We start from the raw sequence: 19,301 nt of genomic DNA, 5'->3' as shown, positions 1-19,301 counted from the left end.
AGTCATGGCTCCTTTCATAACAAGGTTCAATAGTAGTATGTATCTCTTTTTCTTTTTTATCCCGCATTAACGGGCAGTAATATCTATTAAAAGGAGGAAAATGTTTTCTTGAAATAGGAAAAGTTAGTATGACTTCCTCTATTTTGGAAAGTATAAAAAGGAATAATGAGGAAAGGGTGCAATACATAATGGAACATCCAATTGAAAATTTAATGAAAACGGCAATGACAAATTTAAAAGAGATGGTAGATGTAAATACAATTGTTGGGAGCCCGGTTTCAACAGCTGACGGAAATGTTGTATTAACAGTATCTCAAGTGGCTTTTGGTTTTGGAGCTGGTGGAAGTGATTTTAAAGGGGGTTTCATTACTGAAAAACATAACGGTGGGCAAAATCAGCATAAAGAGAACAAGCAAGGGCATCCATTTGGAGGAGGAAGCGGGGCTGGGGTTTCTATTAGTCCAGTAGCTTTTTTAGTAGTTGGTTCTAATGGGGTGCAAGTATTACATCTCAACAGCAGTACACATTTAATTGAAAAGGCTTTAAATACTGTACCAAGCACTGTAGATAAATTTGTGAATGGTCGTCAAAAGTGAACTTGCATTTTTTAGGAATTATGATATATTAGAAAAAGTGCGCTTTAGGATGATCGGAATAATTGAAATGTAAATATATATGATGTGTGGAATAAGGGAGAGGAATTTATGATTAATATCAAAAACTTAGTAGTTGGCTTATTTATGTTAGTAAGCGGCTTTGTTGTATATGTAATAAAAGAAAAAGCTCCATTCTAAAACAGACAAACCGTTAATGTCTGTTTTTAATTTGCGGAAAAATATTGACAAGCTATTGTATTGGTGTTAGAATTTTAATTCGTGTCTCGGTTACAGCTAGTGTAAAGTAAATATCTCTTATGAATGCAATACGAAAAGTTTGCGAAAGATCGGGTAATTTTATCAACAACTTTTGTGAACAAACCCTATAAATTGTATTTGTAAGCTATATATGTATACTAGTGAATCAAGGAGCGGTCAGTGGAACCGTAATGATGAGAGAGAGGTAGGGCTTTCATCCAGTATATGTTACTTTCCCGTTAGGTGAATATAAAAAAGAGGACTCCTTTTAAAAGGAGTCCTCTTTCATTTTTTAAGTGCGACTTTCAACTTGTTGACAAATTTCATCCGTTGTTAAACCGTGAGCTGTAATGACTGATCCTTTAATTGATGCATCTGCAATGCCCATCACATTAGAATCTTGCCCAGTTACAACGCAACAATCACACCCTTGTGCATCCTGTTCTGAGTTAAGTGTAACAACTTCATGCCCTTGTTGCTGAAGAGCTTGTTGAACGTCTGTTAATGAGTTTTCAACGCCAATTCTAGCCATAATTCTCACCTCCTACCATCTAATTGCTAGTATGCTCAAGTTCACTGCATTTATGAAAAGACGGTAGGAAGTAAATCTTTGTTTAGTCGTTATATACGCCAGTAAGCATTTGACTAACGAATTGATCGTTTAATGTATCTTGGGCAGAAGAAGTATTTGAATGGATGTCGATTGAAGCAATAAAATGATTATGTTCTTGCGTATTTGGTTCTACCTCTACGTAATTATCGAATTTACAAAAACCTTTCGTATCCATTAGATCAAATAATTGCAGCATTTCTACTACCTCTTGTCTCGTTCCTTTAATTTGTACACACGCCATATTTATTTCCTCCTTCATTTTGACAAATTGTTTTTTAAAAATAGGATTATGATTACGAAATGAAAAATATGAATGTTATTTTTAGACAGCGCTATTTTTGTTATTTTCCCCCTTTTTCAGCAAAAGTCGTTATATATTCCCGGATTTATAAAATCGGACGTCCGTTTATTGAATACAATAGATTCGTATCAATTGATGAAAATCCTTCTTTTAAACAAATATTTTTTTAGTGGAAATTGGCGAAAAAAATTTTTTGACTTTTTGTAAACGTTAACAATGTTGTTAAATCAATATAAGTAAAGAAGTACGTACGATTAAAAATTATAAATTTTCTAAAAATTCACTTGATTTATTTAGAAAGGAGAGTAAACTAGGAAACAATAAAAAATTCATAGAACATAGGAGGCGCTTCTAGTGAATGAGCAATGGATTTTCTTAAATGGAGAATTTGTTCCAAAAGATGAGGCAAAAGTTTCAGTATATGATCATGGCTATTTATATGGCGATGGAGTGTTTGAAGGAATTAGAGTTTATAGCGGTAATGTTTTCCGTTTGAGAGAGCATCTTGTCCGGTTGTATGAATCAGCAAAATCAATCCTTTTAGAAATTCCATATTCATTAGATGAAGTAACAAATATTGTTGTTGAGACGATTCGACAAAATAAATTATCTAATGGATACATTCGCCTTGTTGTATCAAGAGGAGCAGGAAATCTTGGATTGGATCCCGATTCATGTAAGAAGCCGAATGTAGTAGTAATTGCAGAACAATTATCTTTATTCCCACAAGAATATTATGAGAAAGGGATTCCAGTTGTAACAGTTGCAACGCGCCGAAATCGTCCCGATGTTTTATCCCCTCAAGTAAAATCTTTAAATTACTTAAACAATATTTTAGTTCGTATTGAAGCGAAATTAGCTGGAGTACAAGAAGCACTTATGTTAAATGATCAAGGATATGTAGCTGAAGGCTCAGGAGATAACGTGTTTATTGTTAAAGGAAATAAATTAATTACACCACCAAGTTCTGCTGGAGCGTTAGAAGGTATTACACGAAACGCCATTTTAGAAATCGGCGAAAAACTTGGATATGACGTAAGAGAAGAGTTATTTACAAGACATGATGTATATGTAGCTGATGAAGTGTTTTTAACAGGAACAGCTGCTGAAGTTATTGCTGTTACGACAGTAGATGGTAGAACGATTGGCTTAGGGCAAACAGGTCCACATACGAACCGTTTATTAGAAGAGTTTCGTAAGTTAGTTGTAGAAGATGGAGAGAAAATTTACGAAGAAAATAAAGTTGGATAACAACTTTTTTAACATAAGAAAGCGTTGATAGGGAGGAGTAGTTGATTGTGAAGCCTCACAGAGAGTCGGTGGTTGCTGAAAACCGATGGTTCACGTCGACGAACATCGCCCTTGAGTGCTAAGCTAAAGCATTTGTCTAGGCTTAGACGGTAGCTCCGTTATTAGCTAGATCCATTTATGGATCACTGAGGCAAGAGTATTCTTGCAAAGAAGGGTGGTACCGCGAAATCTTTCGTCCCTTCAGCACATAGCTGGAGTGTGGACGTAGGATTTTTTTATTGTATAAAAGTTTGAAAAAGGGGGCTTATAAGAACAATGTCTTCAAAAACGGAAGAGAAACTGGCAACTGGTGCACAGCTATTGTTAGAAGCGCTAGAAAAGGAAGGCGTAAAAGTGATTTTCGGTTATCCGGGTGGTGCCGTTTTACCTCTCTATGATGCACTGTATGATTGTGAAATTCCGCATATTTTAACAAGGCATGAGCAAGGGGCAATTCACGCTGCTGAAGGGTATGCCAGAATTACAGGGAACCCAGGGGTTGTAATTGCAACGAGTGGACCAGGTGCTACAAATGTAATTACGGGTCTAGCGGATGCGATGATTGATTCATTGCCACTTGTTGTATTTACAGGCCAAGTAGCAACAACGTTAATTGGGAGCGATGCTTTTCAAGAGGCGGATATTATGGGACTTACGATGCCAGTGACAAAACATAACTATCAAGTGCGAAAGGCCTCAGATTTACCTCGAATTATTAAAGAAGCATTTCATATTGCTAAAACAGGAAGACCAGGACCAGTCGTTATTGACCTTCCGAAAGATATGGTAGTCGAGAAAGGTGAGCGATGTAGCAATGTACAAATGGATTTACCAGGATATAACCCTAATTATGAACCGAATCTACTTCAAATAAACAAATTACTACAAGCAATTGAAACCGCAAAAAAACCGTTAATTTTAGCTGGAGCAGGTATACTGCATGCGAAAGCTTCGAAAGAATTGACAAGTTTTGCCCGTAAATATGAAATCCCTGTTGTGCATACGTTACTTGGACTTGGTGGTTTTCCGCCAGATGATGGGCTATTTCTAGGGATGGGGGGAATGCACGGTTCTTACACAGCCAATATGGCGTTATATGAATGCGACTTACTCATTAATATAGGTGCGAGATTTGACGATCGTCTTACTGGGAATTTAGCTTTTTTTGCTAAAGGGGCGACTGTTGCACATATCGATATTGATCCAGCAGAAATTGGGAAAAATGTGCCAACAGAGATTCCTATTGTTGCAAGTGCTAAGCGGGCGTTAGAAGTATTGCTTCAATCAGAAGGAAAGAAAGAAAATCATCATGAATGGCTCTCTTTATTAAAGAGTAGAAAAGAAAAGTATCCATTCTCTTATAAACGAAATTCTGAAAGTATTAAACCTCAATACGCGATTGATATGCTATATGAAATCACGAAAGGAGAAGCGATTGTAACAACAGACGTTGGGCAACATCAAATGTGGGCAGCACAATACTATCCGTTGAAAAATCCAGATAAATGGGTAACTTCTGGCGGATTAGGAACGATGGGGTTCGGATTTCCAGCAGCAATCGGTGCGCAAATTGCAAAGCGAGATGAACTAGTTATTGCAATTGTTGGTGATGCTGGGTTTCAAATGACTCTGCAAGAATTAAGTGTATTAAAAGAACACGCTTTACCCGTTAAAGTATTTATTTTAAATAATGAAGCTTTAGGAATGGTAAGACAATGGCAAGATGAATTTTACAATCAAAGATATTCACATTCTTTATTGCCATGCCAACCAGATTTCGTCGCTCTTGCGAATGCGTATGGTATAAAAGGTGTTCGTATTGACGATCCACTTCTTGCAAAGAAGCAAATCCAGCATGCGATCGAATTACAAGAGCCAGTCGTAATCGATTGTCGTGTACTTCAATCAGAGAAGGTTATGCCGATGGTTGCACCAGGAAAAGGTGTTCACCAAATGGAGGGAGTGGAAAAAGGGTGAAGAGAATTGTTACAGCGACAGTTCGAAATCAAAGTGGTGTGTTAAACCGAATTACAGGAGTTATGACACGAAGACATTTTAATATTGAAAGTATTTCAGTAGGTCATACAGAATCATCAGATATATCGCGAATGACGATTGTTGTACACGTTGAAAGTGAACAGCAAGTTGAGCAGTTAATTAAACAACTTCATAAGCAAATCGATGTTCTGAAAGTATCAGATATTACAGAAGAAGCAATGATTGCTAGAGAGCTTGCTCTTATTAAAGTAGCAACTTCTGTAGCGAGGGCAGAATTATATAGTTTAATTGAACCATTTCGAGCCGCTGTAATAGATGTTGGGAAGGATTCCATAGTTGTGCAAGTAACAGGTACGCAAGATAAAGTAGAAGCGTTAATTGAATTACTTCGTCCATACGGTTTAAAAGAAATTGCTAGAACAGGTGTAACAGCATTTACACGTAGTATGAAAAAACAAGATAAGCAAGTTATGTTAATTCAATAATCATTTAAATATAGGGGGAAATGAAAATGGCAAAAGTTTATTATGAGAAAGATGTAACAGTAAATGTATTAAAGGAAAAGAAAGTAGCAATCATCGGATATGGCTCGCAAGGTCATGCGCATGCGCAAAATTTACGTGATAACGGATTTGATGTAGTAGTAGGTTTAAGAAAAGGTAAGTCTTGGGATAAAGCGAATGAAGATGGGTTTTCTGTATATACAGTAGCAGAAGCAGCGGAAAAAGCTGATGTAGTAATGATTCTATTACCTGATGAATTACAACCAGAAGTATATGAAGCTGAAATTGCACCAAATTTACAGGCTGGAAACTCTCTCGTGTTCGCACATGGATTTAATGTTCACTTTGATCAAGTAAAACCACCAGCTAATGTAGATGTATTTCTAGTAGCGCCAAAAGGACCGGGGCATCTCGTACGCCGTACGTTCACCGAGGGAGGGGCTGTTCCTGCATTATTTGCAGTATATCAAGATGCAACAGGAGTTGCGACTGAAAAAGCACTTTCTTATGCTGACGGAATTGGAGCAACGAGAGCTGGTGTATTAGAAACGACGTTTAAAGAAGAAACAGAAACAGATTTATTTGGAGAGCAAGCTGTACTCTGCGGCGGAGTGACTGCACTTGTAAAAGCAGGATTTGAAACGTTAGTTGATGCGGGATACCAGCCTGAACTTGCATATTTTGAATGTTTACATGAACTGAAGCTAATCGTTGACCTTATGTATGAAGGTGGACTTGAAAATATGAGATATTCAGTTTCAGATACAGCGCAGTGGGGAGACTTCGTATCAGGACCACGCGTTGTTACTGAAGATACGAAGAAAGCGATGGGGGCAGTATTAGCAGAAATTCAAGATGGTACATTTGCAAGAGGCTGGATTGCAGAGCATAAAGCAGGAAGACCAAATTTCCACGCGACAAATGAGAAAGAGAATGAACATGAAATCGAAGTAGTAGGACGTAAATTACGTGAAATGATGCCTTTCGTACAGCCGCGAGTAAAGGTAGGGATTAAATAATATGAAGCAGATTTTGTTCATGGATACAACGCTTCGTGATGGCGAACAATCACCAGGAGTAAATTTAAATGAACAAGAGAAGTTACAAATTGCTAGGCAATTAGAGAGGCTTGGTATTCATGTAATGGAAGCTGGATTCGCGGCAGCTTCCGAAGGTGACTTCCAATCGGTAAAACGCATCGCGAATACAATTCAAAATGCTACGGTTATGAGTTTAGCTAGAGCGAAAGAAAGTGACATTCGAAGAGCATATGAAGCTGTGAAAGGTGCTGTATCTCCTCGTCTACACGTATTTCTAGCTACGAGTGATATTCATATGAAATATAAACTTTGTATGTCAAAAGAAGATGTGTTAAATAGTATTCATCGTTCGGTTACGCTTGGAAAATCATTATTTCCGACAGTACAATTTTCTGCAGAAGATGCGACAAGAACATCGAGAGCATTTTTAGCTGAAGCAGTAGAAACTGCGATTCGCGCAGGAGCGAATGTAATTAATATTCCGGATACAGTTGGATATACGAATCCGGAAGAATATTATTCTCTTTTTAGATACTTACAAGAATCCGTTCCATCATATGAAAAAGCGATTTTTTCTTGTCATTGTCACGACGATCTTGGTATGGCAGTAGCAAATTCGTTAGCTGCGGTTGAAGGCGGAGCAGTGCAAGTAGAAGGAACGATTAATGGCATTGGAGAAAGAGCAGGGAATGCAGCGTTAGAAGAAGTTGCGGTTGCTCTTCATATTAGAAAAGATTTTTATAAAGCAGAACCTTCGATGACTTTAAAAGAGATTAAGGCAACGAGTACATTAGTAAGCAGGTTAACGGGTATGGTTGTACCGAAAAATAAAGCAATCGTTGGAGCGAATGCATTTGCTCATGAATCAGGCATCCACCAAGATGGGGTTCTAAAAGAAGTAACAACTTATGAAATTATCGAACCAGCGCTTATAGGAGAATCTCAAAATCTCTTTGTACTTGGGAAACATTCTGGCCGTCATGCGTTTACGGAAAAAATGAAAGAGCTTGGTTATGAATTTACAAATGAAGAGCGAGATGCGGCATTCGAAGCATTTAAAAAATTGGCGGATCGTAAAAAGGAAATTACTGAGGAAGATTTACGCGCAATTATGCTTGGTGAAGCAGCATTTGCAGCCCAGCAATATAACATTACGCAATTACAAGTGCATTTCGTATCAAATAGTACACAATGCGCAACAGTTGTGCTGAAGGATGAGGAAGGAAATGTATATGAAGATGCAGCCACTGGTTCTGGTAGTATTGAAGCGATATACAATGCGATTCAAAGAATTTTAGGATTAGAATGTGAATTGGCAGATTATCGCATACAATCTATTACACAAGGTCAAGATGCACTTGCTCACGTTCATGTTGAATTAAAAGAAGGTAGTCACCAAATATCAGGTTTTGGAGTTGCGCAAGACGTATTGGAAGCTTCGGCGAGAGCTTATGTCCATGCAGCAGGGAAATTAAAATCTCTTATAGCGCTTGTGAAATAAATATTTGATAGGTGAGAGAAGCTTTCCTCACCTATCAAATTAAGGTTCTGAAAATTCAGTTAAAAGGAGTGTTAAAAATGGAAAAACGTATCGTTTGTTTAGCTGGTGATGGTGTTGGTCCAGAAGTTATGGAAAGTGCGAAGGAAGTATTGCATATGGTAGAAAGGCTATATGGACATCATTTTCATTTGCAAGATGAGTACTTTGGTGGTGTTGCTATCGATTTAACTGGGCAACCATTACCACAGCGAACACTTGCCGCCTGTTTAGCGAGTGATGCGGTTTTACTTGGAGCAGTAGGTGGACCAAGGTGGGATAGTGCGAAAGAAAGGCCTGAGAAAGGATTATTAGCATTAAGAAAAGGACTCGGTGTATTTGCGAATGTTCGCCCTGTAACGGTAGAAAGTGCAACTGCACATTTATCACCATTAAAAAATGCTGATGAAATTGATTTCGTTGTCGTTCGTGAATTAACAGGCGGAATTTATTTTTCTTATCCGAAAGAGCGAACGGAAGAAGTGGCGACAGATACACTTACGTATCATCGACATGAAATTGAACGTATCGTTTCGTATGCCTTTCAATTAGCAAATAAGCGGAAGAAAAAAGTAACATCTATTGATAAAGCGAATGTTTTAGAGTCTAGTAAACTATGGAGAAATGTGACAGAAGAAGTAGCACTTCGCTACCCAAATGTGGAAGTAGAACACATTTTAGTAGATGCAGCGGCTATGGAATTAATTCGGAATCCAGGAAGATTTGACGTTATTGTAACGGAAAATTTATTTGGTGATATTTTAAGTGATGAGGCTTCAGTATTAGCTGGATCATTAGGAATGCTTCCATCAGCAAGTCACGCTGAAAAGGGGCCTTCATTATACGAGCCTATTCACGGATCAGCACCGGATATTGCGGGGAGAAATAAGGCGAATCCAATTGCGATGATGCGTTCTGTTGCAATGATGCTTGGGCAATCGTTCGGATTAACGAGAGAAGGATGTGCAATTGAAGAAGCAGTTTCTGCAGTCCTTAAATCTGGAAAATGTACAGCAGATATCGGGGGGACTGAAACGACAACTTCATTTACAAAGGCAGTTATTCAAGAAATGGAAGAGCAAGCGTTAGTAGGGAGAGGAAGATAATGGGGAAAAGGTTACTAGATAAGCTTTGGGAAAGACATGTAGTTGCGACAAATGAAAATGGATTGGATTTATTATATATCGATCTACATCTTGTTCATGAAGTAACGTCACCGCAAGCCTTTGAAGGCTTGCGGCTTACAAATCGAACAGTCCGCAGACCAGATTTAACATTTGCAACGATGGATCATAATATTCCAACGAAAGATGTTTGGAATATTACCGACCGCATTGCGAAGCAGCAACTAGATACACTTCGGGAAAACTGTAAACAATTTCAGGTGCCATTAGCGGATATCGGAGATGAAGAGCAAGGGATCGTTCATGTTATAGGACCAGAACTTGGACTCACACAGCCAGGAAAAACGATTGTTTGTGGTGATAGTCATACAGCAACACACGGTGCTTTTGGCGCACTAGCGTTTGGTATTGGTACGAGTGAAGTGGAACATGTATTGGCAACGCAAACGTTATGGCAACGAAAGCCAAAAGCGATGGGCATTGAGTTAAAAGGAAAGTTACCGCAAGGTGTTTATGCGAAAGATATTATTTTACACCTTCTTTCAAAGTACGGAGTAGCAGTTGGAACAGGTTACGTAATGGAATTTTACGGAGAGACCATTCATGCTATGGATATGGAAGAGAGGATGACGCTTTGCAATATGGCAATTGAAGGGGGAGCAAAGGCTGGTATTATTGCACCAGATGAAAAAACGATTGCTTACGTAAAAGGGCGTAAATATGCGCCGAAAGACTATGAATCTATTAAGAAAAAATGGTCAGAACTTTATACAGATTTAGATGCAGCTTATGATTTACATATTCTAGTAGATGTTACGGATTTAGCGCCGTACGTTACGTGGGGAACAAATCCTAGTATGGGTGTTCGGATTGATGAGAAATTGCCAGAAAAGCATGATGCAAATGACGAAAGAGCGTTTTCTTATATGGGGTTGAGTCCCGGACAAAGTACGTATGACATTCCAGTTCAACATGTTTTCATTGGATCTTGTACAAATTCTAGGCTTTCTGATTTAGAAATTGCTGCATCTGTCGTGAAAGGTAAAAAAGTAAAAGAAGGTGTGCGAGCACTTGTTGTACCTGGATCCCAAAGGGTAAGAGAAGCAGCGATGCATAAAGGATTACATCGCATATTTGAAGAAGCTGGATTTGAATGGAGAGAGCCCGGATGCTCAATGTGTCTAGGTATGAATCCAGATCAAGTGCCTGAAGGAGAACATTGTGCCTCTACGTCAAATCGCAATTTTGAAGGAAGACAAGGAAAGGGAGCACGAACGCATTTAGTTAGCCCGGCAATGGCGGCAGCGGCTGCGTTACATGGTCATTTTGTTGATATTAGAAAGGAGAGTTATGATGGAGCCATTTCGTATTCATAAAGGTACTGCCGCAGTACTGATGAATGATAACATTGATACAGATCAAATTATTCCGAAGCAATATTTAAAGAGAATTGAAAGAACTGGGTTTGGGAAGTTTTTATTTGATGAGTGGCGATATGATAATAATCGCCAAGAAAACCCTAATTTCCCGCTTAATGCGCAAGAAAGAAAAGGAGCCAGCATATTAATCACAGGTGATAATTTTGGATGTGGCTCGTCTAGAGAACATGCTCCATGGGCGCTTGCTGATTATGGTTTCCGCGTTATTATCGCTGGAGGATTTGCTGATATCTTTTATATGAATTGTATGAAGAATGGCATGTTACCGATTGTAATGGACAAAGATATGCGTGAACAACTTGCAAAAACAGATGCGAGGGAACAAATCACAGTTGATTTAGAAAATGAAATAATTATAACGAATATGCACAGATTCCATTTTACAATCGAGAAAATGTGGAAAGAGAAGTTATTGAATGGTTTAGATGAAATTAGTATTACAATGCAATATGAACAAGAAATAAAAGAGTATGAAAGAAAAGTGGCTTTACATTAAAGAAAGTGACGGAATATTAAAAATGTATTTACATTCAAAATTAACTGTTATATACTATGTGAAAATCAGAGGAGAAAGGGAGTAAGTATTATGAATAAAATAAAATCTATTACAATGCTTACACAACTACATCATCATACATGAAACCCTTGAACCTAGCGTGAAAACGTGTAGGTACAAGGGTTATTCCCGTTGTACCTACACTCTACTGAAGAGCCTTGTAGGTATTTTGTCTACAAGGCTCTTTTTATTTTCGGCTTAGGTGAATGAAATAGGCATACATTAGAAGGGGAAAGGTGTGAAAATTTAGATGACAAAATGGAAACGGGCGAACCCGAATGGAACGAGAGATTATTTATTCGAAGAATGTACGTTAATTGAAGAAGTGGAGCAAAAATTAAGGCTTACTTTTTTAGAGAGAGGTTATGAGGAAATAAGAACACCTACAATTGAATTTTATGATGTTTTTGCATTTCAAAATAGACCGATAGATGAAGAGAAGATGTATAAATTTTTTGATGAAAAGGGAAGGATTATCGTTTTACGTCCAGATATGACAATTCCTTTAGCAAGAGTGTTTGGAACACAGAGATGGGATACGCCACTTAAAGTGACGTATAGCGGGAATGTATTTCGAGCGAATGAATCCCATTCTGGAAAATATAATGAAATCGTACAAAGTGGTATTGAAGTTATCGGGATTGATAATGTAAGAGCTGAAATTGAATGTGTAATAAGTGTCATTCAAGCACTTCAAAAGTTGAAGGTGCAATCTTTTACAATTGAGATTGGGCAAGTACAGTTATATAAATGTATTGTAAAAAAGCTCTCCATCCATGATGAAGAAGAAAGAGTACTTAGAACGTATATAGAAAGTAAAAATTATGCTGCCCTCTCAAATTTTATCGGAGAAAAGAAATTAGATCGATGCGATGAGACAGTAAGATTACTTGAGAAATTACCAAGGCTATTTGGAAATTTAGAAGTTATTGAGGAGGCAGAAAAGCTTGCTTCAAGTAATGAAATGAAAATGGCAATTGCAAGAGTAAAAGAAATGTATGAAACAATTGAAACGTTAGGATATGGTTCTTACATATCAATTGATTTGGGCATGATTCAACACTTAGATTACTATACGGGTGTTATTTTCAAAGGATATATATATGAAATTGGAGAAGAAATCGTTAGTGGCGGAAGATACGATGAGCTAATTGGGAATTTTGGAGAAATGCTGCCAGCTGTTGGACTCGCGGTACAAGTAAATCAAATTGTGAAGGCGCTGCAAGAGCAGCAAGAACCATATGAACGAAATCAAATTGATATTGTGATTCATTATGAGTTAAATAGATTAGCGGAAGCAGAAAGGTTACGAAATTTACTTCGAAAGGATGGGAAAAATGCTTGGTTATCTCTATTCTCTAATTTAAGCGATACCTTTCAATTTGCAAGAAAAAATAAAATAGGAACGGTCGTTGAGGCAAAGAATGAATATTTAGTGGAATATGTATGGAATGAGAAATGGGTAGTCCAGAAAGAAGGAGAGGCTTCATGCGTAACATTCAAATTGCGTTAACGAAAGGAAGGTTAGAAAAACATGTCATTCCACTTTTTGAGCAGATTGGAATTGATTGTTCCGATCTCAAAAATAAAGGTCGGAAGCTTGTATTTCAAAGTAAAAATACAAATGTTTCATTTATTTTAGTAAAAGCGGTTGATGTTGCTACTTATGTAGAACATGGGGTAGCTGATATTGGGATCGTTGGAAAAGATATTTTAATGGAAAACGAGAAAGATATTTATGAAATGCTGGATTTAGGAGTGGGGATTTGTAAGTTTTGTGTTGCTTCTATTCCTACGTATAATCCGAAGAGTTACCGGAAGAAAAGAATTGCTACGAAATACCCACATATTACTTCTACTTATTTTCATGATAAGGGAGAGGATGTAGAAATTATTAAAATAGAAGGTTCTGTAGAAATCGCTCCTCTTCTTGGATTGGCAGATGCGATTGTAGATATTGTTGAAACAGGAAAAACATTACAAGAGAATGGACTTATTGTATTTGAGGAAATGCACTCTATATCGGCTCGGATGATTGTAAATAAGGCAGCCTTAAAAACTAAAAAAGACGAAATATTCAGTATTGTAAATATGATGGAGCAAGAAATCTTATCAGGGAAATAGGAGGACTTAAAATGAAAATCATTTATGAAGACTTTAAGGAGGCATTATCTAAAGTAAAAGTGCTAAGAGAAAACGCTAATATAATAGAAGAAACTGTTCAAAGAAGTGTAAGAGAAATCATTAGAAATGTAAGGGAAGGGAAAGATGAAGCTTTATCTTTCTATACAAAAAAGTTTGATGGTGTAGAGATGAAAGATTTTCGTGTAAGTGAAGAAGAAATACAGCAAGCGAGTATGTTTGTAACGAATTCATTTTTAGAAGCTTTAAAAGAGGCGAAGAAAAACATTGTTTCGTATCACGAAAAGCAAAAGAAGCACTCAATATTTGATTGTGAAAGTAAAGGCATAATTAGAGGGCAACTCATTCGGCCGTTAGAAAATGTAGGTGTATATGTACCGGGTGGGACAGCCTCATATCCTTCTTCAGTATTAATGAATGTATTGCCGGCGAAACTCGCAGGTGTGAAAAAGATTGTAATGGTAACACCGCCGAGGAAAGGAGGAATTGATCCGCATATATTAGCTGCTGCAAATCTTGCGGGAGTAGATGAAATTTATACGATAGGTGGCGCGCAAGCAATTGCTGCTTTAGCATACGGGACGGAATCGATTCCGAAAGTGGATAAAATAGTTGGACCGGGAAATTTGTATGTCGCTCTAGCGAAGCGAGAAGTATACGGAATAGTAAATATCGATATGATTGCTGGTCCATCAGAAATTGTAGTTGTCGCGGATGAAACAGGTAATGCAAAATATATCGCAGCGGATTTATTATCGCAAGCAGAGCATGATGAGAGAGCAACGGCAATTTGTATTACAACGAATATGGAACTAGCTAAAGAAGTAGAAAAAGAGATAGAAAGACAGTTAGAAATGTTACCAAGAAGTGAAATTGCACGTGAATCAATAAATAGAAATGGAGCCATCTTTATCGTTCCTTCTTTAGAGGAGGCACTAAAGTTATCAAATGAAATTGCTCCAGAACATTTAGAGTTACATATAAAAGAACCGATGAATGCTCTAGATTATGTGAAACATGCAGGTTCTATTTTCCTTGGGTCATATGCACCTGAACCGCTCGGGGATTATTTAGCGGGACCGAATCATGTATTACCAACGAGCGGAACGGCAAGATTTTTTTCTCCGTTATCAGTCGATGATTTCGTGAAAAAATCAAGTTTTATTTCTTATACGGAGGAAGCATTAAAAAATGTACAGCATCACATTGTAGAGCTTGCAAATAAAGAAGGGTTACATGCACATGCGAGAGCAATCCAAATAAGGTTTGAGGAGGAAAAATAATGCGTCAGTCCAGTCAAGTACGTGAGACGACAGAAACAAAAATTAAATTAAATTTGCAGCTTGATGAAAGTACAAATGTATCTATTCAAACAGGGGTTGGTTTTTTCGATCATATGCTTACTTTATTTGCTAGACATGGAAGATTTGGATTGCAAGTTGAAGCAGAAGGGGATGCATTTGTCGATGCACATCACACCGTTGAAGATGTTGGAATTGTACTCGGAAATTGCTTGAAAGAAGCATTGCAAAACAAAGAGGGAATTAATCGTTACGGTTCTGCGTATGTACCGATGGATGAATCTTTAGGATTTGTCGCAATTGATATAAGTGGACGCTCATATTGTGTATTTCAAGGGGAATTAACAAATCCGAAGCTTGGGGATTTTGATACAGAATTGACGGAAGAATTTTTTAGAGCAGTTGCACATGCTGCCAATATTACATTACATGCGCGCGTTCTATACGGAAGTAATACGCATCACAAAATTGAAGCATTATTTAAAGCTTTTGGTAGAGCGCTTAGAGAAGCGGTCGAAAAAAATGCCAACATTACTGGTGTAAATTCAACGAAAGGGATGTTGTAATTGATTGCCATTATAGATTATGGAATGGGGAATATTCGCAGTGTAGAGCAAGCATTAAAATATATTGGGGCAGAGTACATTGTAACGAGTGATAAAGAAGAGATATTGAGAAGCGATGGCGTGATTTTACCGGGAGTAGGTGCATTTCCGAAAGCGATGGACGTATTAGAAGAAAGAGATTTAGTGTGTGTACTAAAAGAGGTTTGTGATATAGGAAAACCACTCCTCGGTATATGTTTGGGCATGCAGCTTTTATTTGAACGAAGTGAGGAACTAAAAGATTGTAGCGGGTTGGGTTTACTACCAGGGGAAATTCGTAAGTTAAAAGTTTCGTATAAAATTCCTCATATGGGATGGAATGAATTAAGGAAGGAAAGAGAATTTCCGCTTTGGAATGGATTAGTGGATGGTTCTTTCGTTTATTATGTTCACTCATATTACGCGGATTGTCCAGATGAAATTGTATGCGGAGTAAGTGATTATGGAATGCAAGTACCAGGGTTTGTAGCGAAAGGAAATGTATTTGGTGCACAGTTTCATCCAGAAAAAAGTGGTGAAATTGGCATGCAAATATTAAAAAATTTTCAAGGGGTGGTAGAAGCATGGAAATCTTCCCAGCTATCGATTTAAAAGAAGGACGATGCGTTAGACTTTATCAAGGAGAGTTTAGTAAAGAAACGGTGATGAATGAAGATCCGGTAGCGCAGGCAATCATATTTGAAAAGCTTGGAGCGGAAATACTACACATTGTTGATTTAGACGGTGCAATTGCTGGCGAGTCGTTAAATTTGCCCGTCATTGAAAAAATCTGCAAGGCGGTACGTATTCCTGTGCAAGTGGGAGGAGGAATTCGTTCACTTGTAGCGGTGGAGAAGTTATTGTCAGTAGGTGTAGAAAAAGTGATTTTAGGAACAGCAGCTCTTTATGATAAGTCATTTTTAGAGGAAGCAGTTCGTCTATATAAAGAGAAAATCATTGTTGGAATTGATGCGAAAAATGGTTTCGTAGCAACGAGAGGTTGGCTTGATCTGTCTGAAATTTCTTATATTAGTTTAGCGAAACAAATGGAAAGTTTAGATGTTCAAACGATTGTGTTTACAGACATTTCGAAAGACGGGACGCTTGCAGGGCCAAATTTTGAACAATTGGCGTTACTTCAAAAAAGTGTGGGCATTCGTCTCATTGCCTCTGGAGGAGTGGCATCTATTCAAGATGTGAAAAAGTTAAATGATATGAATATATATGGTGTCATAATTGGAAAGGCGCTTTACGAGAAAACGATTGATTTAGAAGAAGTGTTACAGGTAACGAAGTTATGTTAGCGAAACGAATTATTCCATGTCTAGATGTGAAAGAAGGGCGAGTCGTAAAGGGTGTAAATTTTATAGGATTACAAGATGTCGGTGATCCGGTTGAAATAGCTGAAGCATATAACGTGGCAGGGGCAGATGAAATCGTATTTTTAGATATTACAGCGACTCATGAAGGAAGAAAAACGATTATAGATGTTGTAGAAAAAACAGCAGCTAAAGTATTTATTCCTCTTACGGTTGGCGGGGGGATTTCAAGTGTGAAAGATATTTACAATTTACTAAGAGCTGGAGCAGACAAAGTTTCAATAAACTCAGCGGCAGTGCGAAATCCGAAGCTAATCGAAGAGGGCGCAGAACACTTTGGATCACAATGTATTGTCGTGGCAATTGACGCTAGAAAAGTAGCAGAAGATAAATGGAACGTATACGTCAACGGCGGAAGAGTTGACACAGGAATGGATGCCATAGAATGGGCGAATCGTGTTGTTAAGCTCGGGGCGGGTGAAATTTTGTTAACGAGTATGGATGCAGATGGAACGAAAAGTGGATATGATCTTCGTTTAACAGAAGAAATTTCAAAAAGTGTTTCCATTCCAGTCATCGCATCAGGAGGCTGTGGTCATACGGATCACATTATAGAAGTTTTTCAAAAGACAACAGTTGATGCAGCATTAGCGGCATCCATCTTTCATTATGGTGAGGCGACAGTGCAGAGTGTAAAGCGAAAATTAAGAGATGCAAATGTTGAGGTGCGGTTATGAAACCTAATTTTTCAAAAGGATTAATACCGGCAATTGTCATCGAAGAAGGTACGAAAGAAGTTTTAATGCTAGCTTATATGAATGAAGAAGCATATGAAAAAACGTTAGAGACGAAAAGAACATGGTTTTACTCTCGTTCGAGGCAGTCGTTATGGAATAAGGGAGAAACATCAGGGAATATTCAATATGTGCAATCTCTATACTTAGATTGTGATCAAGATTCAATTGTTGTGAATGTGAAACAAGTAGGACCTGCTTGTCATACGGGGGAGAAGACATGTTTTCACTATCAAATTATATAGGGGGATACATATGGAAAATGCCTTTAAGTTGCTGTATAAAACAATTGAAGAACGAAAGGAAAGACCACTTCCTGAATCGTATACAAATTATTTATTTTCAAAAGGAGAAGATAAAATTTTAAAGAAAATTGGTGAAGAGTGTGCTGAAGTAATTATCGCATGTAAAAATAATGATAAAGAAGAAGTAGTGAAAGAAATGGTTGATGTATTTTATCACTGTTTCGTTTTATTAGCTGAAAAAAATATCGCATTGGAAGATGTCATGCGAGAGGTGAAAGAACGAAATGGAAAGCTTTCGAGAGTTGGGGATAGAAGGGAAATAGATACATTATAAGGGGGAATGTATATGAAAGTAGATTATCATCTTCACTTAGAAGAAGGACCGTATTCAATAGGATGGCTTGCTAAAATAAATGAAGCGTTGGAATGTTATGAACCACTTCAAGAAAGGCATTCTATGGATTGGCTTATGAAAACACAAGAGCGTTTGCAAAAACGTGTGAAGGAAGGGCCATTTACAACAGAATGGATAGATCTATATTTAGAAGAAGCTGTGCGAAAAGGAATAAAAGAAGTGGGAATTGTTGATCATCTATATCGTTTTCATGAAGCAAAAGGATATTATGAAAAATATGTAGATATTAGTGATTCTAACCTCGGTCGTATACAAAAAGAATGGTTAGATCAAGTAAGGGTAGTTTCACTGTATGATTTTACAAAGGCAATTGAAGAGGCGAAAGAACGCTGGAGTAAAAGAGGTGTCAAACTTAAACTTGGAATTGAAGCGGATTATTTTATTGGTTGTGAAGGAGAGTTAAAAGAATTATTAGCGCTAGGAGACTTTGATTATGTAATTGGTTCCGTTCATTTTCTAAATGGCTGGGGATTTGATAATCCAGATACGAAAGAATATTTTGAGGTGCATGACCTACGCGTATTATACGATACGTTTTTTAAAACAGTTGAGAGTGCGATTCGTACCGAGTTATTTGATATTATCGCTCATCTAGATAATATAAAGGTATTTAATTATCGATTGGATGAGAATGAACAGCTTTCTTATTATAAGGAAATTGCCTGTGCGTTAGTAGAAATGAATACGGCAACAGAAATAAATGCAGGATTGTACTATCGTTATCCTGTTCGTGAAATGTGCCCAAGTCCACTATATTTACAAGTATTAGCTAAGTATGGTGTTCCAATTACGATTTCTTCGGATGCCCATTATCCAAATGATTTAGGGAACTATGTACAAGAGAATGTACAAACATTACGAGCGCACGGTGTTACTCAGATTGCAACATTTACGAAGCGAGCAAGAGTAATGAGGTCGCTTGAAGAAGAAGTAACAAATTCAAAATGAAACGCAATTTTTTGATGAAAACCACCCTTTTTGTTCAAAATAAGAAAGAATGAAAAGGAGGGTAAGAAATGGCGAAACAACAAAATAAACAAAATGTACAAGTTGCACAGCAACAAGCTTATACTTCTGAAACGAATGCTGCATCTCAATCGGTTATTGAGGAGCAAATTAGCGATACGGTTGCAGAAGGAACTATTGATGTGAAGCTCGGAAAAGAATCGCAGGAAAAAGCGTAAGAAGAGGGGAGAGTTGCATCTCCTCTTTTTTCATGGAAAAGTGTCGATTTTCAAAACTATAA

General features: G+C 37.6%; 23 protein-coding genes and 1 other annotated feature. Of the genes, 21 read left to right on the top strand and 2 right to left on the bottom strand.

The genetic code is table 11. The features are described from left to right. Positions 1-128: 128 nt before the first annotated feature. Positions 129-596, top strand: a complete 468-nt coding sequence (gene ytfJ / locus BUA87_RS10615; protein WP_002093915.1) for a GerW family sporulation protein — start codon at positions 129-131, stop codon at positions 594-596. 108 nt (positions 597-704) lie between these two features. Continuing rightward, positions 705-794, top strand: coding sequence for a hypothetical protein (locus BUA87_RS10610; RefSeq protein WP_000608227.1), 90 nt, complete (start codon positions 705-707; stop codon positions 792-794). Positions 795-1,146: 352 nt separating this feature from the next. Here the strand turns inward: BUA87_RS10610 and BUA87_RS10605 are convergent, their stop codons facing one another. Beyond that, positions 1,147-1,386 carry a YkuS family protein gene (locus BUA87_RS10605; RefSeq protein ID WP_000101021.1) on the bottom strand — a complete coding sequence of 80 codons (240 nt, stop codon included), beginning with the start codon at positions 1,384-1,386 and terminating at the stop codon, positions 1,147-1,149. 82 nt (positions 1,387-1,468) lie between these two features. Then, positions 1,469-1,708, bottom strand: coding sequence for a DUF3911 family protein (locus tag BUA87_RS10600; RefSeq protein ID WP_000752514.1), 240 nt, complete (start codon positions 1,706-1,708; stop codon positions 1,469-1,471). 414 nt (positions 1,709-2,122) lie between these two features. Here BUA87_RS10600 and ilvE point away from each other — a divergent pair, with 414 nt between their 5' ends. From ilvE to BUA87_RS10505, 19 genes are all read left to right on the top strand, one after another. Then, the gene (ilvE, locus tag BUA87_RS10595) at positions 2,123-3,019 is read left to right on the top strand and encodes a branched-chain-amino-acid transaminase (RefSeq protein ID WP_001005486.1); all 897 of its coding nucleotides are present in this window, start codon (positions 2,123-2,125) and stop codon (positions 3,017-3,019) included. Between the two features lie 15 nt (positions 3,020-3,034). Further along, positions 3,035-3,262 (top strand) — a binding site (T-box leader). A 72-nt stretch (positions 3,263-3,334) separates the two neighbouring features. Next, positions 3,335-5,035 (top strand): acetolactate synthase large subunit, encoded by a 1,701-nt coding sequence (gene ilvB, locus BUA87_RS10590; RefSeq protein WP_000095868.1) that lies wholly within the window; start codon positions 3,335-3,337, stop codon positions 5,033-5,035. Then, positions 5,032-5,541, top strand: a complete 510-nt coding sequence (gene ilvN / locus BUA87_RS10585) for an acetolactate synthase small subunit (RefSeq protein ID WP_000822952.1) — start codon at positions 5,032-5,034, stop codon at positions 5,539-5,541. The genes ilvB and ilvN overlap by 4 nt, the downstream gene beginning before the upstream one ends. 26 nt (positions 5,542-5,567) lie before the next feature. After that, positions 5,568-6,578: a ketol-acid reductoisomerase gene (gene ilvC, locus BUA87_RS10580; RefSeq protein ID WP_001151744.1), complete on the top strand. Its 1,011-nt coding sequence runs from the start codon at positions 5,568-5,570 to the stop codon at positions 6,576-6,578. A gap of 1 nt (position 6,579) precedes the next feature. Beyond that, positions 6,580-8,100, top strand: coding sequence for a 2-isopropylmalate synthase (leuA, locus tag BUA87_RS10575; protein ID WP_000809597.1), 1,521 nt, complete (start codon positions 6,580-6,582; stop codon positions 8,098-8,100). A 77-nt stretch (positions 8,101-8,177) separates the two neighbouring features. Further along, a complete protein-coding gene (gene leuB, locus BUA87_RS10570) occupies positions 8,178-9,242 on the top strand; it encodes a 3-isopropylmalate dehydrogenase (protein WP_071714662.1) in 1,065 nt (354 codons plus the stop codon). Next, positions 9,242-10,636 carry a 3-isopropylmalate dehydratase large subunit gene (gene leuC / locus BUA87_RS10565; RefSeq protein WP_071714663.1) on the top strand — a complete coding sequence of 465 codons (1,395 nt, stop codon included), beginning with the start codon at positions 9,242-9,244 and terminating at the stop codon, positions 10,634-10,636. Before leuB ends, leuC begins: the two co-directional genes overlap by 1 nt. Continuing rightward, the gene (gene leuD, locus BUA87_RS10560; RefSeq protein WP_000433187.1) at positions 10,614-11,195 is read left to right on the top strand and encodes a 3-isopropylmalate dehydratase small subunit; all 582 of its coding nucleotides are present in this window, start codon (positions 10,614-10,616) and stop codon (positions 11,193-11,195) included. Before leuC ends, leuD begins: the two co-directional genes overlap by 23 nt. A gap of 310 nt (positions 11,196-11,505) precedes the next feature. Continuing rightward, positions 11,506-12,768, top strand: a complete 1,263-nt coding sequence (locus BUA87_RS10555; RefSeq protein WP_061660284.1) for an ATP phosphoribosyltransferase regulatory subunit — start codon at positions 11,506-11,508, stop codon at positions 12,766-12,768. Next, complete coding sequence (gene hisG, locus BUA87_RS10550) at positions 12,744-13,379, top strand: ATP phosphoribosyltransferase (RefSeq protein WP_001244467.1); 636 nt, start codon at positions 12,744-12,746, stop codon at positions 13,377-13,379. Before BUA87_RS10555 ends, hisG begins: the two co-directional genes overlap by 25 nt. Positions 13,380-13,390: 11 nt before the next feature. Next, positions 13,391-14,680, top strand: a complete 1,290-nt coding sequence (hisD, locus tag BUA87_RS10545) for a histidinol dehydrogenase (protein ID WP_000692518.1) — start codon at positions 13,391-13,393, stop codon at positions 14,678-14,680. Beyond that, positions 14,680-15,264: an imidazoleglycerol-phosphate dehydratase HisB gene (gene hisB, locus BUA87_RS10540; RefSeq protein WP_001249954.1), complete on the top strand. Its 585-nt coding sequence runs from the start codon at positions 14,680-14,682 to the stop codon at positions 15,262-15,264. The genes hisD and hisB overlap by 1 nt, the downstream gene beginning before the upstream one ends. Next, positions 15,265-15,894, top strand: coding sequence for an imidazole glycerol phosphate synthase subunit HisH (gene hisH, locus BUA87_RS10535; protein WP_053564913.1), 630 nt, complete (start codon positions 15,265-15,267; stop codon positions 15,892-15,894). It begins immediately after the preceding gene. Then, a complete protein-coding gene (gene hisA / locus BUA87_RS10530; protein WP_000402295.1) occupies positions 15,867-16,586 on the top strand; it encodes a 1-(5-phosphoribosyl)-5-[(5-phosphoribosylamino)methylideneamino]imidazole-4-carboxamide isomerase in 720 nt (239 codons plus the stop codon). Before hisH ends, hisA begins: the two co-directional genes overlap by 28 nt. Then, complete coding sequence (hisF, locus tag BUA87_RS10525; RefSeq protein WP_071714665.1) at positions 16,580-17,338, top strand: imidazole glycerol phosphate synthase subunit HisF; 759 nt, start codon at positions 16,580-16,582, stop codon at positions 17,336-17,338. The genes hisA and hisF overlap by 7 nt, the downstream gene beginning before the upstream one ends. After that, positions 17,335-17,640, top strand: a complete 306-nt coding sequence (gene hisI, locus BUA87_RS10520; protein ID WP_071714666.1) for a phosphoribosyl-AMP cyclohydrolase — start codon at positions 17,335-17,337, stop codon at positions 17,638-17,640. Before hisF ends, hisI begins: the two co-directional genes overlap by 4 nt. A gap of 10 nt (positions 17,641-17,650) precedes the next feature. Continuing rightward, entirely contained in the window at positions 17,651-17,974 is a 324-nt protein-coding gene (gene hisE, locus BUA87_RS10515; protein WP_071714667.1) for a phosphoribosyl-ATP diphosphatase, read from the top strand. 12 nt (positions 17,975-17,986) lie between these two features. Beyond that, on the top strand, positions 17,987-19,003 hold the full coding sequence (locus tag BUA87_RS10510) for a histidinol phosphate phosphatase domain-containing protein (protein WP_071714668.1): 1,017 nt from the start codon (positions 17,987-17,989) through the stop codon (positions 19,001-19,003). A 68-nt stretch (positions 19,004-19,071) separates the two neighbouring features. Then, positions 19,072-19,239 carry a DUF4025 domain-containing protein gene (locus tag BUA87_RS10505; RefSeq protein ID WP_001118893.1) on the top strand — a complete coding sequence of 56 codons (168 nt, stop codon included), beginning with the start codon at positions 19,072-19,074 and terminating at the stop codon, positions 19,237-19,239. Positions 19,240-19,301: the final 62 nt, after the last annotated feature.

The organism is Bacillus sp. bc15 (assembly GCF_900142585.1).
GTDB classification, from domain to species: domain Bacteria; phylum Bacillota; class Bacilli; order Bacillales; family Bacillaceae_G; genus Bacillus_A; species Bacillus_A cereus.
Note: the sequence above shows the minus strand (reverse complement) of the source record. Positions and strands in the feature narration are given on the sequence as shown.